The 15,508-nt window shown below is 64.8% G+C and carries 15 protein-coding genes; 6 read left to right on the top strand and 9 right to left on the bottom strand.

The genetic code is table 11. The features are described 5' to 3' along the window. Positions 1-165 precede the first annotated feature (165 nt). The 3 genes from ACQR1W_RS28860 (at position 166) to ACQR1W_RS28850 (ending at position 3,144) form a co-directional block, all read left to right on the top strand. Positions 166-1,557, top strand: a complete 1,392-nt coding sequence (locus ACQR1W_RS28860) for an ammonium transporter (protein ID WP_434853959.1) — start codon at positions 166-168, stop codon at positions 1,555-1,557. A 143-nt stretch (positions 1,558-1,700) separates the two neighbouring features. Beyond that, a complete protein-coding gene (locus ACQR1W_RS28855; protein ID WP_434853958.1) occupies positions 1,701-2,045 on the top strand; it encodes a hypothetical protein in 345 nt (114 codons plus the stop codon). Further along, positions 2,023-3,144, top strand: coding sequence for a DUF6745 domain-containing protein (locus tag ACQR1W_RS28850; protein WP_434853957.1), 1,122 nt, complete (start codon positions 2,023-2,025; stop codon positions 3,142-3,144). Before ACQR1W_RS28855 ends, ACQR1W_RS28850 begins: the two co-directional genes overlap by 23 nt. A gap of 17 nt (positions 3,145-3,161) precedes the next feature. Here ACQR1W_RS28850 and ACQR1W_RS28845 read toward each other — a convergent pair whose 3' ends face one another. The 3 genes from ACQR1W_RS28845 to ACQR1W_RS28835 form a co-directional block, all read right to left on the bottom strand. Continuing rightward, positions 3,162-3,692: a hypothetical protein gene (locus ACQR1W_RS28845; protein ID WP_434853956.1), complete on the bottom strand. Its 531-nt coding sequence runs from the start codon at positions 3,690-3,692 to the stop codon at positions 3,162-3,164. 166 nt (positions 3,693-3,858) lie between these two features. Next, positions 3,859-4,026, bottom strand: a complete 168-nt coding sequence (gene rpmG, locus ACQR1W_RS28840; RefSeq protein ID WP_008960778.1) for a 50S ribosomal protein L33 — start codon at positions 4,024-4,026, stop codon at positions 3,859-3,861. A gap of 117 nt (positions 4,027-4,143) precedes the next feature. Next, a complete protein-coding gene (locus tag ACQR1W_RS28835) occupies positions 4,144-5,484 on the bottom strand; it encodes an LLM class flavin-dependent oxidoreductase (protein WP_434853955.1) in 1,341 nt (446 codons plus the stop codon). A gap of 142 nt (positions 5,485-5,626) precedes the next feature. Between ACQR1W_RS28835 and ACQR1W_RS28830 the strand changes: the two genes are divergently transcribed. After that, positions 5,627-6,007, top strand: coding sequence for a RidA family protein (locus tag ACQR1W_RS28830; protein ID WP_434853954.1), 381 nt, complete (start codon positions 5,627-5,629; stop codon positions 6,005-6,007). 39 nt (positions 6,008-6,046) lie between these two features. Here ACQR1W_RS28830 and ACQR1W_RS28825 read toward each other — a convergent pair whose 3' ends face one another. After that, the gene (locus ACQR1W_RS28825; RefSeq protein ID WP_434853953.1) at positions 6,047-7,384 is read right to left on the bottom strand and encodes an amidohydrolase; all 1,338 of its coding nucleotides are present in this window, start codon (positions 7,382-7,384) and stop codon (positions 6,047-6,049) included. Between the two features lie 178 nt (positions 7,385-7,562). Between ACQR1W_RS28825 and ACQR1W_RS28820 the strand changes: the two genes are divergently transcribed. Further along, positions 7,563-8,111, top strand: a complete 549-nt coding sequence (locus tag ACQR1W_RS28820; RefSeq protein ID WP_434853952.1) for a hypothetical protein — start codon at positions 7,563-7,565, stop codon at positions 8,109-8,111. On the opposite strand, the gene ACQR1W_RS28815 is transcribed toward ACQR1W_RS28820, so the two are convergent. From ACQR1W_RS28815 to topA, 4 genes are read right to left on the bottom strand one after another with little or no spacing between them, the layout of a single operon-like run. Continuing rightward, positions 8,112-8,873 (bottom strand): NUDIX hydrolase, encoded by a 762-nt coding sequence (locus tag ACQR1W_RS28815; RefSeq protein ID WP_434853951.1) that lies wholly within the window; start codon positions 8,871-8,873, stop codon positions 8,112-8,114. It lies immediately after the preceding gene. A 28-nt stretch (positions 8,874-8,901) separates the two neighbouring features. After that, complete coding sequence (locus ACQR1W_RS28810) at positions 8,902-9,363, bottom strand: DUF983 domain-containing protein (protein ID WP_434854042.1); 462 nt, start codon at positions 9,361-9,363, stop codon at positions 8,902-8,904. Further along, positions 9,360-11,747 (bottom strand): ribonuclease R, encoded by a 2,388-nt coding sequence (gene rnr, locus ACQR1W_RS28805; RefSeq protein WP_434853950.1) that lies wholly within the window; start codon positions 11,745-11,747, stop codon positions 9,360-9,362. The genes ACQR1W_RS28810 and rnr overlap by 4 nt, the downstream gene beginning before the upstream one ends. Before the next feature lie 4 nt (positions 11,748-11,751). After that, positions 11,752-14,556, bottom strand: a complete 2,805-nt coding sequence (gene topA / locus ACQR1W_RS28800; protein ID WP_434853949.1) for a type I DNA topoisomerase — start codon at positions 14,554-14,556, stop codon at positions 11,752-11,754. 311 nt (positions 14,557-14,867) lie between these two features. On the opposite strand from topA, the gene ACQR1W_RS28795 reads away from it, so the two are divergent. Further along, the gene (locus tag ACQR1W_RS28795) at positions 14,868-15,023 is read left to right on the top strand and encodes a hypothetical protein (RefSeq protein ID WP_434853948.1); all 156 of its coding nucleotides are present in this window, start codon (positions 14,868-14,870) and stop codon (positions 15,021-15,023) included. 15 nt (positions 15,024-15,038) lie between these two features. Here the strand turns inward: ACQR1W_RS28795 and ACQR1W_RS28790 are convergent, their stop codons facing one another. After that, positions 15,039-15,488, bottom strand: coding sequence for a winged helix-turn-helix transcriptional regulator (locus ACQR1W_RS28790; RefSeq protein WP_434853947.1), 450 nt, complete (start codon positions 15,486-15,488; stop codon positions 15,039-15,041). Between the last annotated feature and the right edge of the window lie 20 nt (positions 15,489-15,508).

Genomic DNA, 15,508 nt, shown 5'->3' with positions numbered 1-15,508 from the left:
AGCTGTCTGCCCCAAGCCGAATTCCGCCGAAACACATCGCCCTTGCGGCGACATCGACAGGGTGCGCGGGCCGCCGATGGCCAGCACCGGCGCGCGGGAGACGCTGACGCAGCCAGGAACCGCCGAGAAAATTCGAGACCAAGAACGAGGGACAAGGAGGAAGCAATGACATCAGGAATATGCACGCGCGATCGGCGCGTGCCGCTGCTGGCAATCGTCATCGCGATCGTAGTGTTCGGGTTGCTGTTCACGGGCGTCGCATGGGCCGAGGACGCCGGTCCGCCGGCTTGCGGTGGCAAGATTCTCGAGAAGTGCACGCCAAATTCGGGCGACACCGCCTGGATGCTGACGTCGGTCGCGCTGGTACTGATGATGACGGTGCCCGGCCTCGGGCTGTTCTATGGCGGCATGGTGCGGAAGAAGAACGTCGGCGACACCGTGATGACCAGCTTCGCCGTCACCTGCCTGGTGACGATCATCTTCGCGGCGCTGACCTACAGCATGGCGTTCCGCGCCGGCTCGCCCTTCGTCGGGGGGCTGGACCGGATGTTCCTGAAGGACATCCTGAGCGACATCGGCAAGGGAGGCATCGGCAATCCCAATCCGCTCGCCGCGACGATTCCGGAGAGCGTGTACATCTGCTTCCAGATGACGTTCGCGATCATTACGCCTGCGCTGATCGCCGGCGCCTTCGCCGAGCGCATGAAGTTCTCGGCGATGTTGTGGTTCATCGGCCTGTGGGCGATCCTGGTCTACGCGCCGATCGCGCATTGGGTCTGGGGGCCAGACGGCATCTTCTCATCCGGCAACGACGCGGCCTGGGTGAAGGTGCTCGATTTCGCCGGCGGCACCGTCGTGCACATCAACGCCGGTGTGGCCGGGCTGATGTGCGCGATCATGCTCGGCAAGCGCAGCGACACCGGGCCGGCGCACAATATGGTGCTGACCTTCATCGGCGCCTCGCTGCTGTGGGTCGGCTGGTTCGGCTTCAACGCCGGCTCCGCGGTCACCGCGGGGATGCAGGCCGGCATGGCCATGCTGGTCACGCAGATTGCGACTGCCGTGGCCGGCTTCACCTGGATGCTGGTTGAATGGTCGCTGAAGGGCAAGCCGACGGTGGTCGGCATCTGCTCGGGTGCGGTGGCGGGGCTCGTCGCCATCACGCCGGCCTCCGGCTTCGTCGGTCCGGTGGGCGCCTTCGCGATCGGCGTTGCCGCGGGCGTGGTCTGCTACTGGGGCTGCACCGGGTTGAAGCACATGTTCAGCTATGACGACGCGCTGGACTGTTTCGGCGTGCACGCGGTCGGCGGCATCGTCGGGGCGCTGCTCACCGGCGTGTTTGCGGTCGAGCAGTATGGCGGCACGGCGGGCGCGCTCGAAGGCAATATCGGACAGTTCTTCAATCAGTGCATCGGCGTCGCCACGGTGTTCGTCTACGACGCCGTGATGAGCCTGATTATCCTGTTTGCGCTCAAGATCCTGGTCGGCCTCAGGGTGTCCCAGGACACCGAACGTGAGGGACTCGACCTCGCACTGCACGGGGAGGTGGTGCAATAGTTCGGCAAGGCAACCTGCGCCGACAACCAGGATGGCGGGCGGCGGCTGGTCGGCCGTCGCCCGCCCCAAAAGATCGAGAAGGGTGGAAGCTATCCAGGCACTGGCGCCGCAATGCGGGTGACCGGACAGAGGGAGATGGCGTGATGACCGAGATATTCGCACAAGGAGATCTGCTGCTCGAACGTGTGCCCGACGTGGTACCGTCGGGAACGATCGCGCAAAATGCCGAGGGCGCGGCATTGGTCCTGCTCGAAGGTGAGGCCACCGGCCATTGTCATGCCATCCGCGAGCGCGTGATGATGTTTCGCGACGAGAAGCTTGCGCGAGACATTCCGGCCGGGCTCTATCTCGGCCATGTTAGGATCGCTTCCGCCTATGCGCGGGTCACGCACGACGAGCACGCGCCGCTGACGCTGCCGCGGGGCACCTATCGGATTCGGCGGCAGCGCGAGCTTGGGCCGCGGGATGCGCGCGTCCTCGCCGATTGAGACGCTGAGCGCCGACCAGACGGCGATGCTCGGCCGCTACCGGGCGCGCTGGACCGCGATCCGGCGCTCGACGGAGGCCGCGGATCGCGACGCTGCGGAGGAGGGCGTTCGGCTTGCCTATCGCGCCGTCGGCCTTGAGCCGCCGGCGCACCTTATCTGGTGCGACGGCCCAGTCACCTTGCTCCGGGAGGCGCGGCGACCGTCGCGCGCCGATGGTCCTCACGTCGGCTCGTTCATCGTGGGCCAGCTTCGGCGGCAGACGCTGGCGCAGATCCGGTCGCGGATCGGACGCGGACTCCATGCCTGGATCGAGCGACAGGTGAACCCGGTCGACCCTCTGGTAGCGTCGGCGGTCGATGCCGTCATGCAAGAGACGACAACGGAGAGCGTCTCGTTGCTTGATCAGTTCCGCCGTTCCGAGCCGGTGTCGTTGACGCTCGCCCTTCGCGCACTGTTTAGCTGGCGAGAGGCGAGCGCGATCGGCCAGCAAGACCTCACCTGGCTCGGCCCTTGCGAATATGCCCGCAACGTTCTCGGACTGAGGGACGAGACCGCAGCATTGAGCGGGCTGTTGCAGGTGGCTGCGAATGCGGGCTGGCTGCAGCCGCACCGACAGACCTGCTGGCTCGCGGAGCGGCCGGCGCTGCTCAGGGGTGACGGGCAGGATCGTCTGCATGATGCCGCGGGGCCGGCGCTGCGCTATCCGGACGGCTGGTCGGTTTGGGCGTGGAAGGGTGTCGAGGTCCCCACTTGGATCATCATGCAGCCGGAGCGCATCACGCTGGCCGCGATCGACGAGGAAACCAACGTGCAGCGGCGGCGCTGCATGATCGAGATCATGACGCCGCGCCGCTACATCGCGCTCGGCGGCGCCGCGCGGATCGCCGAGGACGAGACCGGCGTGCTCTGGCGACGGATCTGGCCAGGGACCGATGCGTGGGCCGCGGTCGAGGTCGTCAATGCGACGCCCGAGGTCGACGGCACGCATCGGCACTTCTTCCTCCAGGTGCCGGCAACCATGCGCACGGCCCGCGAAGCGGTGGCCTGGACCTACGGCCTGCGGCCGAGCGCCTATGCGGGGCTCGTCGCACGCACCTAACTTTCGAACCCGGGCCGTCAGCTCCGATAAAATCGCCACATCCGCAGGAAGGTGCGATGGATCTCGTCCGGCGGCTGGTCGAACGGCTCGACGTTCACCCGCACCATGTTGTGATGGTTCATGCGCCAGGGTAGCCGCATCGCCAGCCGATAGGTGGGCTGCTTGCGCCAATCGACCACCAGCGCGCTGCGAAGCGGTGCGTTCAGCACGATCTGCAGCTCGTGCACGGTCGTGGCGCGCTCGGCGATTTCGATGAGGTCGATGCGCTCGATCGCGCGCCAGCGGATCAGGCCGAAGGCCTGGATGAAGATGCCATACTGGTTGGCCCCGATCGTGGGCCGCCCGGTCTCCAGCAGCGGAATGTTGTAGTAGGTGAAGGCGATCGCGCCTGCCGCCAGGAGCAGCCACCAGGTGGCGGCGGTCATCCATGCCGCGACGATGAAGATCGCCGCCAGCGCGGCCGTCATGTAGACCGGGAAATAAGCGTCGTCGCGCCCATAGGCGACCGAGTAACCACCGACATTGCCCTGGTCCAGATGTCCGGCCATTCGAACCTCAGGCCCGGTCCGCATGATCCGGTCAAGTGGACACGGCTTTACCGGAAAGCGCACGCTCAAACAATGAGCAGCGGGCGAGCGCTCGCTCGACAAATAAAAACGGGGCCCAAAGGGCCCCGCGAAAGTCGATAGCAGTCCCGCGTTTGACGCGATCTTCTTACTTGATCTTGGCTTCGCGGAATTCGACGTGCTTGCGCGCGACCGGGTCGTACTTCTTCTTGACCATCTTCTCGGTCATCGTGCGCGAGTTCTTCTTGGCAACATAGTAGAAACCGGTGTCGGCCGAGGACACGAGCTTGACCTTAATGGTGACCGCTTTGGCCATATCGTGAAAACCTTTGGATCGATGGGAGAGGGCGCCGGCCAAAGAGGGGGCGCAGTTGGCGCGCAACCTACCCGCCCAAGCCCCAAAGTCAAGGTTGGGGCGTCAGAATCTTACCCCTCAGCCCGCGAAAAATCGGTTTTTGGGCCGTGGCAGGCCGAGATTCTCCCGCAAAGTCCGTCCCTCATACTCTTTGCGGAAAATCCCCCGGCGCTGCAGTTCCGGCACCACCTTGTCCACGAAATCGGTCAGGCCCTGGGGCAGATACGGGAACATGATGTTGAAGCCGTCGCTGCCGCGGCTCGTCAGCCATTCCTCCATCTGGTCGGCGATGGTCTTGGGCGTGCCGACGAAGGACAGCCCGCCATAGCCGCCGACGCGCTGGGCCAATTGCCGCACCGTGAGGTTGTCGCGCGCGGCCACGTCGACGAGACGTTGGCGGCCGCTCTTGGAGGCATTGGTCTCCGGAATCGGCGGTAACGGTCCGTCCGGATCGAAGCCGGAGGCATCGGTGCCGAGAATCACCGAGAGCGAGGCAATCGCGCTGTCGTAATGGACCCTGCTGTCGAGCAGCGCGCGTTTCTCCTTGGCTTCCTCCACGCTGTCGCCGATCACGACGAAAGCGCCGGGCAGGATCTTCAGGTGCTCCGGATCGCGGCCGACCTTCTCCATCCGCCCCTTGATATCGGCATAGAGTTTCTGGCCGTCGGCCAGGCTGCCGCCACCGGTGAACACCGCCTCGGCGGTTTCGGCCGCAAGCTGCTTGCCGTCCTCGGATGCGCCGGCCTGCACGATCACCGGCCAGCCTTGGACGGGACGGGCGATGTTGAGGGGACCGCGGACCTTCAGATATTTGCCCTTGTGGTCGAGCACATGCATCTTCTCGGGATCGAAGAACAGGCCGCTTTCGACATCGCGCACGAAGGCGTCGTCGGCAAAGGAGTCCCACAGCCCGGTCACGACGTCGTAGAACTCACGCGCGCGCTTGTAGCGCTCGGCGTGCTCCATGTGATCGTCGAGACCGAAGTTCAGCGCGGCGTCCGGATTGGAGGTGGTGACGATATTCCACCCGGCGCGGCCGCCGGAGATGTGGTCGAGCGAGGCGAAGCGGCGGGCGACATGGTAGGGCTCGTCGAACGTGGTCGAGCCGGTCGCAATCAGCCCGATATTCTCGGTCACGGCCGACAACGCCGAGAGCAGCGTGAACGGCTCGAACGAGGTCACGGTGTGGCTCCGCTTGAGCGCATTGATCGGCATGTTCAGGACGGCCAGGTGATCGGCCATGAAGAAGGCGTCGAACTTGCCGGCCTCGAGCTTGCGGATCAGGTCCTTGAGGTGCTGAAAGTTGAAATTGGCGTCCGGCCAGGCTCCAGGATAGCGCCAGGCGGCGGTGTGGATCGAGACCGGGCGCATGAAAGCGCCGAGCTTGAGTTGACGTTGGGCCGATCGACTTGGGGCCATGGCTGTCATCCGCGTGGTTGCTGCCGCAAATAGATGGGAATTGCGCCGACATCAGCCAATCGCCAGGCCGGGTAAGAATTTTGCAATTTGATCGCCCGGCGAAGGAAGTTGTTCGTCGGCGCACGCGTCAGTGGGAATTGAAATGTCCGACAAGCTCACGATTTCGTCAGGCTATCCGTTCGAGGCCATTTTCGGTTATGCCCGCGCGGTTCGCGTCGGCGACCAGGTTTTCGTTTCGGGAACGACGGCACGCGGGGCAGATCTCGAGCGGGATGCCTATCATCAGGCCGCCGGGGCGCTCGCCATTGTCGCGGACGCGCTGACGCAGGCTGGGAGCGGCCTGCACCACGTGGTGCGCACGGTGGTCTACATCACCGACCGAGCCGACATCGACGCCGTCGCGCGGGCGCATGGCGAAGCTTTCGCGGCCATCAGGCCGGCGAGCACGTTGGTGATGGTTGCCGGTCTCACGCCGGCGACGGCGCGAGTCGAGATCGAAGCCACCGCGGTCATTCAGGACTGACCATGGCGTGGTGCTGGCCGCAGCTCCGGACGCAGGGACTCACTTGCCGCGCGCGTGCTCGTCGAATGCGGACAGCACGGCCAGCGTCATCGCGGTGACGCCGGTCTCGATGGTCGGCTTCGGCACCGGAGCGAACAGCGGCGAATGATTCGAGGGCAGCACCGGACCGGTGCCGTCGCGTGCCGAGGCGACACGCTCCGGCTCATAGACGCCGATATTGAAGAACATCGACGGCACGCCGGCGTTGACGAATTCCGAATAGTCCTCACTGGGCGTGCCCGGCGGTGAGGTTCTGAACTTGTCGCCAAAGGCCACCTTCAGCACCTTCTCGGCGGTGGCGACCACGCCCGCGTCGTTGATGACGGCCTTCGCACCTTCGGTGATCTTGATATCGGGCGCAGGCGCATCGGACATCGCCGCGACCGCCTTTGCGGTCCGCTCGATGCCGGCCAGCATCTTGGCGCGCACCTCCGGCTTGAAGGTCCTGATGGTGCCGAGCAGGGTGACGTCATCAGGAATGATGTTCTCGGCGGTGCCGCCATGGACAGCGCCGATGCTGACGACGCCGAATTCGGTCGGGTCCTTCTCACGGCTGATCACGCTCTGCACGTCGACGACGAAGCGGGCCGCCATCATGACCGGATCGATCGTCGCCTGCGGCGTCGCGCCATGCCCGCCGCGGCCGTGGAATTTCACAAACAGGCTGTCGGAGTTCGAGGAGCCGATGCCGACGCGATAGGAAATGCTGCCGAAAGCACCCGGGCCGTCATGCAGGGCGAAGCCGAAATCCGGTTTCGGGAAACGCGTGAACAGCCCGTCCGCGATCATCGCCTTTGCGCCCGATACGATCTCCTCGGCAGGCTGGGCAATGAACATCAAGGTGCCGTGCCATCTGTCCTTCAGCGCAACCAGCGTCTTTGCTGCGCCGGTCCAACTCGCCATGTGAATATCGTGGCCGCAGCTATGCGCGACAAAGGTTTCCCGTCCGCCCCAGATGGTCTTGTCATGGCTGGCATAGGGGAGCCCGGTCTTCTCCTCCATCGGCAGCGCGTCGAGCTCGGTGCGCACCATGATGGTCGGCCCGTCGCCATTCCTGTAGAGCGCGACGAGGCCCGTCTTGCCGACATTCTCGGTGACATCGAAGCCGATCGCGCGCATCTCGGCCGCGAGCTTCGCGGCTGTCTTCACCTCCTGGAAGGCGAGCTCGGGATGGGCGTGGATGTCCTTGTAGAGGGCGTCGAGCGACGGGTAGTCGCGCTCGACCGAGGCTTCGATCGTGGATTTGAGGCCGGCGACATCGAGCTCGGCGCTCGCCTGCGATGCAACGGTGGTGCACAGCGCGGCAGAGGCCAGCAGCGGCAAGAGGATTCGCGTCATGGAAGCGGACTCCGGATGGCAAGTCCATCCTAGTGGAGTATTCAGCCTTCGCCAGCCCTCCGTGAGTTCGCGCCGGTCGATCGGCTCCCTCTCCAAGCGCCCCCCTCGAAACACGACGTCCATGTCGAACCGATCCTGAGATCCGGACGACAAACTGCCTGATTTCAAGGAGGGCTTCATGGCAGGTGCAGCGACGGGTGACATTATTCGCGTAAGATTACCGATCCCTTTGCTGGGCCGGCTACTGGCGTTGCCGCTGATTGCGGCCGGCGCTTATCTGCTGTGGAACGTGGCGCTTGGTCTTAGCGAGGTGCTGGCAAGCCCTGGCGATGCCAGAGACGAGTGGGCGGGAATCGCCGTCTTTGCCGCTCTTGGGGTCGCCGTCATCATTCCGGGCCTCCTTGTTGCGACCTTTCGCGGCTTCGTCACCGCGTGCCCCGGCGCCGGCGAAGTCGTCATCACCAAGGCTTTTGGGCCGTTGCATGTCAGGCGTGCGCGCCGGCTGTCGAACTACAACCTGATCAGCATCACCGATGACGGCGATGTCAACGCGACCATGTATGAGGTCAATCTGTGTGGCGGCAAAGGCGTCGAGCCGCTGAATCTGCGGAGCTTCGCGTCCCGCGAAGAGGCCAACGCGTTGGCGCAACAGCTCGCGATCGCGCTCAAAATTCCAGCCAAGGACTATGTCGGCACCGAACCCGATGATGACGACGCCGATGGCTGATCAGGCCAGCACGTCCCGATGCATCCTGCCGCCATAGAAATGGAAGAACGGCACCGGCGCGTCATGCTGTAGCGGACCGGTCGCGAGCCGCTTCTCTAGCTCGTTCAGCACATTCTTGGTCATCGGGTGCAGATCCGCGAGCGGTTTTGAACCGAGTTCGACCCACACCAGCTCGACCAGTTCGGCGTCCGGATGCACCACGCCGTCGACACGATGCGTGATCGCCGACGCATCGGCCGTGAAGAAACGGGTGTCAAAACGCTTGATGCGGCCGGGCGGGGTGATAGCGCGTGCGATCAGGAACAGGCTGGACGGATCGGGCAACAGGCCGGCTGCGCTGAACGGCGACCAAGGTCCTTGAAGCCGGCCATCGAGCTCGGAGACCTGACCTTCGACCTTGCGCCCAAGACACAGCCCGGTTTCCTCACAGGCTTCGCGGATCGCAGCGATCGCCAGTGATTTGGCGCGCGAGGCTGATGTCTGTGGCCGACCTTTGAACAGGTTGGCCTCGAGCGCCTCGGGCATCGGTGCGGCCACAGGGATCCGATGGTCGGTCTTCTCGACCCGGCCCCCGGGAAAGACGAACTTGCCGGGCATGAACACGACCTTGTCGTGGCGCTTGCCGACCAGGACCTTCGGCACAGTGCCGCCGCGATCGATCAGGATCAGGGTCGCCGCATCCCTCGGCTTGGTATAGGGATGGTGATCCGCTTCCTTCTGCTCCGGCTTCGCCGAAGCTGCGGCCTCTGCCCCCTCCGTCATTTCATCCCCTTCAGTCTTTTTTTCTTGATCATACCGGCGGAATGCCTTCGGCGGGATTGTCGTCGAAGCCATGCATGTGCAAGGCCCATTGCAGGCCCACGACCGCGCCCTTGACCGGCTGGAGCAGCGCCAGCGAAGCGAACAGCGTCAGCGGCAGATAGATCGAAAGCTGCAGCGCGACCGGCGGCGAATAATTGGTCTCGATATAGAGTGCGAGCGGCACCACGATATGGCCGACGATCACGATCACGAGATAGGCGGGCAAGTCGTCCGCCCGGTGGCCCGAGAAATCCTGGCCGCATTTGTCGCAAGCGTCGGCGACCTTCAGGAACGCGCGAAACAGCTTGCCTTCGCCGCAGCGCGGGCAGCGGCCGCGACAGCCGCGCTTCATCGCGCTCCAGAGGTCGCGCTTCTCGGCGAGACCCGCTTCGCGGGTCCAGGTTGTCGCCGCTGAATTCTGCGGGCGCCCGCTGGTCGGCGTCGTGCTCATGGCGTCCATGACTTGCCTTTCTTCGATGTGCCGGACTTGCGTTTGGTCGTCAGGTTCGCGCTTTTCTCACCGCGTTTGTTGCGGGCGGCCTTCGCACGCTTCGACGCTTTGTCCTTGGTCTTTTTCGCTTTGGGCTTCGGCTTGCCCCTGACGCTTTCGCGCGCATGGGGAGTGTCGCGCCGCCGTTGGCGCGGGACCAGCACATCGGCTTCGGTCAACAGCTCGAAGCGCAAGGCGCCCGCCACAGGCTGAGCTTCTACCAGACGCACGTCGACGACGTCACCGAGCCGGTGCATGGCACCACTGCGTTGGCCGATCAACGCATGACGGGTTTCGTCGTAGTCGTAATATTCCGTGCCGAGCGTGCGGATCGGCACCAGGCCGTCGGCGCCGGTATCGTCGAGCTTGATGAAGAGACCGGCGCGGGTGACGCCAGAGATGCGCCCCTGGAAGGTCGCGCCGATCCGGTCGGCCAGATGATGGGCGATCAGGCGATCGGCCGTCTCGCGCTCGGCCTTCATGGCGCGGCGCTCGGTCACCGAAATCTGCGCGGCGATTTCGGCCAGATTGTCCGCCGTTTCGCTGTCGGACAGGGCGCCGTCGCCCAGGGCCAGCGCCCGGATCAGGCCGCGGTGGACGACTAGGTCGGCGTAGCGGCGGATCGGCGAGGTGAAATGCGCGTAGCGGCGCAGATTGAGGCCGAAATGCCCATAATTCTCCGCCGAATATTCGGCTTGCGCCTGCGACCGCAGCACGACCTCATTGACCAGCTGCTCATAGTCCTGGCCGGCGACCAAGGTCAGGACACGGTTGAACAGCGAGGGCCGCAGCGCGCCGGACTTGGCGAACGGCACGTCGAGCGTCTTCAGGAATTCCTGCAGCGCGTGGACCTTCTCCACCGTGGGCTCATCGTGCACGCGGTAGATCAGCGGCAGCGCCTTCTTCTCCAGCATCTCCGCGGCTGCGACATTGGCGAGGATCATGAACTCCTCGATCAGCCGATGCGCATCCAGCCGTTCAGGCACGACAACGCGGTCGACGGTGCCGTCCGCCTTCAACAGGATCTTGCGCTCGGGGAGATCGAGGTCGAGCGGATCGCGCGCATCGCGGCCGCGCTTGGCGACCTCATAGGCGGCATAAAGCGGCTTCAGAATAGGCTCGAGCAAGGGGCCGGTGATGTCGTCAGGCTTGCCGTCGACCGCCGCCTGCGCCTGCGCATAAGCGAGCTTCGCCGCCGAGCGCATGAGGACGCGATGAAAGGAGTGCGAGCGCTTGCGCCCGTCGGCGCCGAGCACGATCCGCACCGCCAGCGCCCCTCGCGGCTCACCCGGCACCAGCGAGCAGAGATTGTTGGAGATCCGCTCGGGCAGCATCGGCACGACGCGATCCGGGAAATACACCGAATTGCCGCGCCGAAGCGCATCGCGATCGAGCGGCGAGCCGGGCCGCACATAGTAGGCAACGTCGGCGATCGCGACATGGACGATGTAGCCGCCCTTGTTGTCGGGAGCGGGATCAGGCTCGGCATGAACAGCGTCGTCATGATCCTTGGCATCGGGCGGATCGATGGTGACGAGCGGCAGCTCGCGCCAGTCCTCGCGTCCCCTTAACGTCGCGGGCTCCGCTTCTTCCGCCTCCTGCAGGGCTGCGGATGAGAAATCGAGCGGGATCTCGTGCGCATGGATTGCGATCAGGCTGATCGCCTTTTCGCTCGCGATCGAGCCGTAGCGTTCCTTGACGCGGCCGGCGGGCAGGCCGAAGCCGCGTCCGCGGAGCAGGTCGACGCTGACGAGATCGCCGTCCTTGGCCTCGCGGCTGTCGGCGGGCGCAATGCTGAGCTCGCGGCCAGCCTGCTTCTTGTCCACCGGGATCAGCCGTCCGCCGCCACCGGGCTGCGCGCGGAAGATGCCGAGCACGCGGTGCTTCGCATGGTCGAGCACCTTGATGACGCGGCCGCGATAGGCCACCCCGTCGGCGCTCTCGATCGGGTCGACCCGCACCAAGGCGCGATCACCGACGCCGGCGGTCGCACCGGGGCGGGCATGGCGCGGGGTATGGATACGGATGCGCGGCGGTTCGGACTGTTCGGCCTCGTCCCACTCGGCCGGTGTTGCGATCAGTTCGCCGTCGCTGTCGCGGCCGGTGATATCGGCGATGAGCGTCGCGGGCAGGGCGGCGGTCTCAGTGATCTTGCGGCGGCCGCTCTTCTTGACGGCACCCTCGTCGACGAGGTCGCGGAGAATCCGCTTCAGCTCGGCGCGATCGGCGTTCTTAAGGCCGAATTCGCGCGCAATTTCCTTAGTGCCAACCTTGCCCGGGTTGGCGCGGATGAAGGCGACGATGGCCTCCCGCGCTGGGAAGCCGATGTCGCGCTTTTGGGTCATTTTCTCATCCGCGGGCCTTGCCGGCGCACTTCTTCGCAGGCGCTTTCGGAGCGGAGGACGGTTTCGCCGAGGTCTTGGCGGCCTTTCCGACCGGCGCACGCGCCTTGCTGGTGGAGTCTGATTTCGGCTTGGCTGCAGCCTTCTTGACCGCAGCTTTCTTGGCGGGCTTCGGCGTGTCGCCGTCATCCCCCTCGGCTTCGGCCTCAGCCTTGGTCTCAACCTTAGCCTTGGTTTTGGTCTTGGCGCCGGCCTTGCCGGCTGCCTTGGCAGGCTTTGCCGCCTTGGCCTTTTTCGCCTTGCCGCCGCCCTTCGCGGCGCGCTCATCCAGGAGCGCAATCGCTTCCGGCAGCGTGATCGTATCCTTGTCCTTGTCGCTGGGAATCGTGGCGTTGACGCCGCCCGCAGTGACATAGGCGCCGTAACGTCCGCTCTTCACCGCGACCGCACCAAGCGAGGGATGGTCGCCCAGCGCCTTGCCGGGATCAGCGCCGAAGCGCTTGCTCGGGCCCTTGGCGACCTTCTCGGCGATCAGCGTCACGGCGCGGTTGAGGCCGACGTCGAACACTTCGTCGCCGGCTTCCAGGCTCGCATAGGTCTTGTCATGGCGCACGAACGGCCCGAAGCGGCCGATGCCGGCCGTGATCGGCAGGCCCGTTTCCGGGTGCCTTCCGATCTCCCGCGGCAGCGACAGCAATTTCAACGCCAGCTCGAGGTCGACGTCCGAGGGCTGGGTGCCCTTCGGAATGCCGGCGCGCTTGGGCTTCTCGCCCTCGGCATAATCCTTCTGCTCGCCGAGCTGGATATAGGGGCCGAAGCGGCCGGCCTTGATGGTGACGTCGAGCCCGGACTCCGGGTCCTGTCCCAGCACGCGATCGGCGGCGGCCTCGCTGTCGGCCGCCAGCGGCCGCGTGTAACGGCATTCCGGATAGTTCGAGCAGCCGACAAAGGCGCCGAACTTGCCGGCCTTCAGGTTCAGCCGTCCAGTGCCGCAGGTCGGACATTGCCTGACGTCGCCGCCATCGGCGCGCGGCGGATAGATGTGCGGGCCCAACATCTCGTCGAGCACATCCAGCACCTGCGCGACGCGCAGGTCCTTGATGTCGTCGACCGCGCCGATGAAGTCGCGCCAGAAATCCTTCAGCACCTGCTGCCAGGAGATCTCGTTGTTGGATATGCGGTCGAGCTGCTCCTCGAGATCGGCGGTGAAGTCGTATTCGACATAGCGGCGGAAGAAGTTCTCCAGGAAGGCGACGACGACGCGGCCCTTGTCCTCGCCGTGTAGACGCTTCTTCTCCAGCTTCACATAGCCGCGGTCCTTCAACACCTGCAGAATCGAGGCGTAGGTCGAGGGCCGGCCGATGCCGAGCTCCTCCATCCGCTTGACCAGAGAGGCTTCCGAGAACCGCGGCGGCGGCTCGGTGAAATGCTGGGTCACGGACAGATCCTGCCGCTTCAGCGGCTCGCCCTGACTCATGTGGGGCAGGCGGCGGCTATCCTCATCCTCCTCGTCGTCGCGGCCTTCCTGGTACAGCGCAAGGAAGCCGTCGAACTTGACCACCTGGCCGGTGGCGCGCAGCTCCAGCGTGCGGGAGCCGGCCTTGGCCGTGATGTCGATCGTGGTGCGTTCGAGCTCGGCCGATTCCATTTGGCTGGCGATGGTACGGGTCCAGATCAGCTCATAGAGCTTGGCCTGGTCGTCATCGAGCCGGCGGCGCAGCTCGGCCGGCCGCCGCGACAGATCGGTCGGGCGGATGGCTTCGTGCGCTTCCTGCGCGTTCTTGGCCTTGGTCTGGTACTGGCGCGGGCTGTCCGGCACATAGGCGTTGCCATAGATCTCGCCGATCACCTTGCGGGCCTGCGTGATCGCCTCGGGCGCGATCTGCACGCCGTCGGTTCGCATATAAGTAATGAGACCGGTGGTCTCGCCGCCGATATCGATGCCCTCATAGAGCCGCTGGGCGATGCGCATGGTGTGCGCCGGCGCGAAGCCGAGCTTGCGGCTCGCCTCCTGCTGCAGGGTCGAGGTGGTGAAGGGGGCCTGCGGATTGCGGCGCGCCGGCTTGGCATCGACGGTCGTGACCGTGAAGCTTGCGGCCTGCAGCGCTTTCTTGAAGTCTTCGGCTTCCGCGCCGGTGCCGATGTCGAGCCGCTGGATCTTCTTGCCATCGGCGCCGACCAGGCGCGCCTCGAAGCTGTCGCCGCGGGGCGTGGCCAGCGTCGCGATCAGCGACCAATATTCACGGGGAACGAATTTCTCGATCTCGAGCTCGCGGTCACAGACCAGCCGCAACGCGACCGACTGGACGCGACCCGCCGAGCGGGCGCCCGGCAGCTTGCGCCACAACACCGGCGACAAAGTGAAGCCGACCAGATAGTCCAGCGCGCGGCGCGCCATATAGGCGTCGACCAGTGCGCCGTCGATCTGGCGCGGATGCTTCATCGCCTCCGAGACCGCCTGCTTGGTGATGGCGTTGAAGACCACACGCTCGATCTTCTGATCCTTGAGCGCGCGCTTTTCCTTCAGCACCTCCAGGACGTGCCAGGAGATCGCCTCGCCCTCGCGATCAGGGTCGGTGGCCAGGATCAGCCGGTCCGCCCCCTTCAGCGACTTGGCAATCTCGTTGAGCCGGCCGGCGGCCTTGGGATCCACCTCCCAGATCATTCGGAAATTATGGTCCGGATCGACCGATCCATTTTTCGCCGGGAGGTCGCGAACATGGCCAAACGAGGCTAGAACCTCATAGGAGGAGCCCAAATATTTATTGATCGTCTTGGCTTTCGCCGGCGACTCCACAATGACGATATTCATGTAGTTCCAGTGGCTTACGGGAAAGATTGAAGCCAATTTCGCGGATTCGCCAAAGGCCTCGTTGACCCGAACATGGGTGGTGAGACGGTTCCTGTCAAATCGAACGATGTTGAAAGTGGAGGCGAGAACGCCCACGACGTATAAAGAGGGTTGCAGAGAACCGCCCTGGAGTTGCACTCTTTTGAAGAGTATTTTTGCTAGATACTCGAATTTGGATCAATTTTTTGACAAAGCCAGCGCGAAAGCGAAAGTCGTCATCCCCGGGGGCCGGACGGCGCTCCTCATCTTATGACGACTCGGACGAGATAGGCGTGGACGAGGCAGTCGCATTCATTGCGACGACGACGGCGAGCCTGGCGCGCATGGCTCGCCGCCATCAGCTCGGCATGCTCGATTACCTCTTACGCATGGCCCATCTCGAGGCTGAGGAGCACGCGCGGCTGCGCAATGGCCGCAAGCCGTCCTGACGGTTGGGGTGTCCTTCAGCCGGTGCGGGGCCGCAACGTGGTGTCGGCAGGATCGAGCAATCGTCCGTCCTGCGCGCAAAGCGCAAGCTTTTGCACGGGCCGTCCTGTCTCGCGATCCACCAGAATCGTCGCGATCTCCTCCGGCCGTTGGTCAAATTCCTCGCTCCATTGCCTCAAAGCGACGAGAATCGGAAACAGCCCGCGGCCCTTCGGCGTGAGCACGTATTCGCGATAGGCGCTGCCGTCGGATGCCGGCTTGGTGGTCAGGATGCCGCGATCCACCAGCGCACGGAGCCGGATGGTCAGGATGTTCTTGGCCAGGCCCAGGCTGCGCTGGAACTCGCCGAAGCGACGACGGCCGACGAAGGCGTCGCGGATGATGAGAAGCGACCACCAATCTCCAATCGCATCCAGCGACCGGGCGACCGGGCAGCCATTGCCCTCAAGGCTCGTGCGTTTGACCATGACGCCGCTTTCTCCAGACC

Source organism: Bradyrhizobium sp. HKCCYLS1011, from assembly GCF_051167795.1.
Classification (GTDB): domain Bacteria; phylum Pseudomonadota; class Alphaproteobacteria; order Rhizobiales; family Xanthobacteraceae; genus Bradyrhizobium.
Note: the sequence above shows the minus strand (reverse complement) of the source record. Positions and strands in the feature narration are given on the sequence as shown.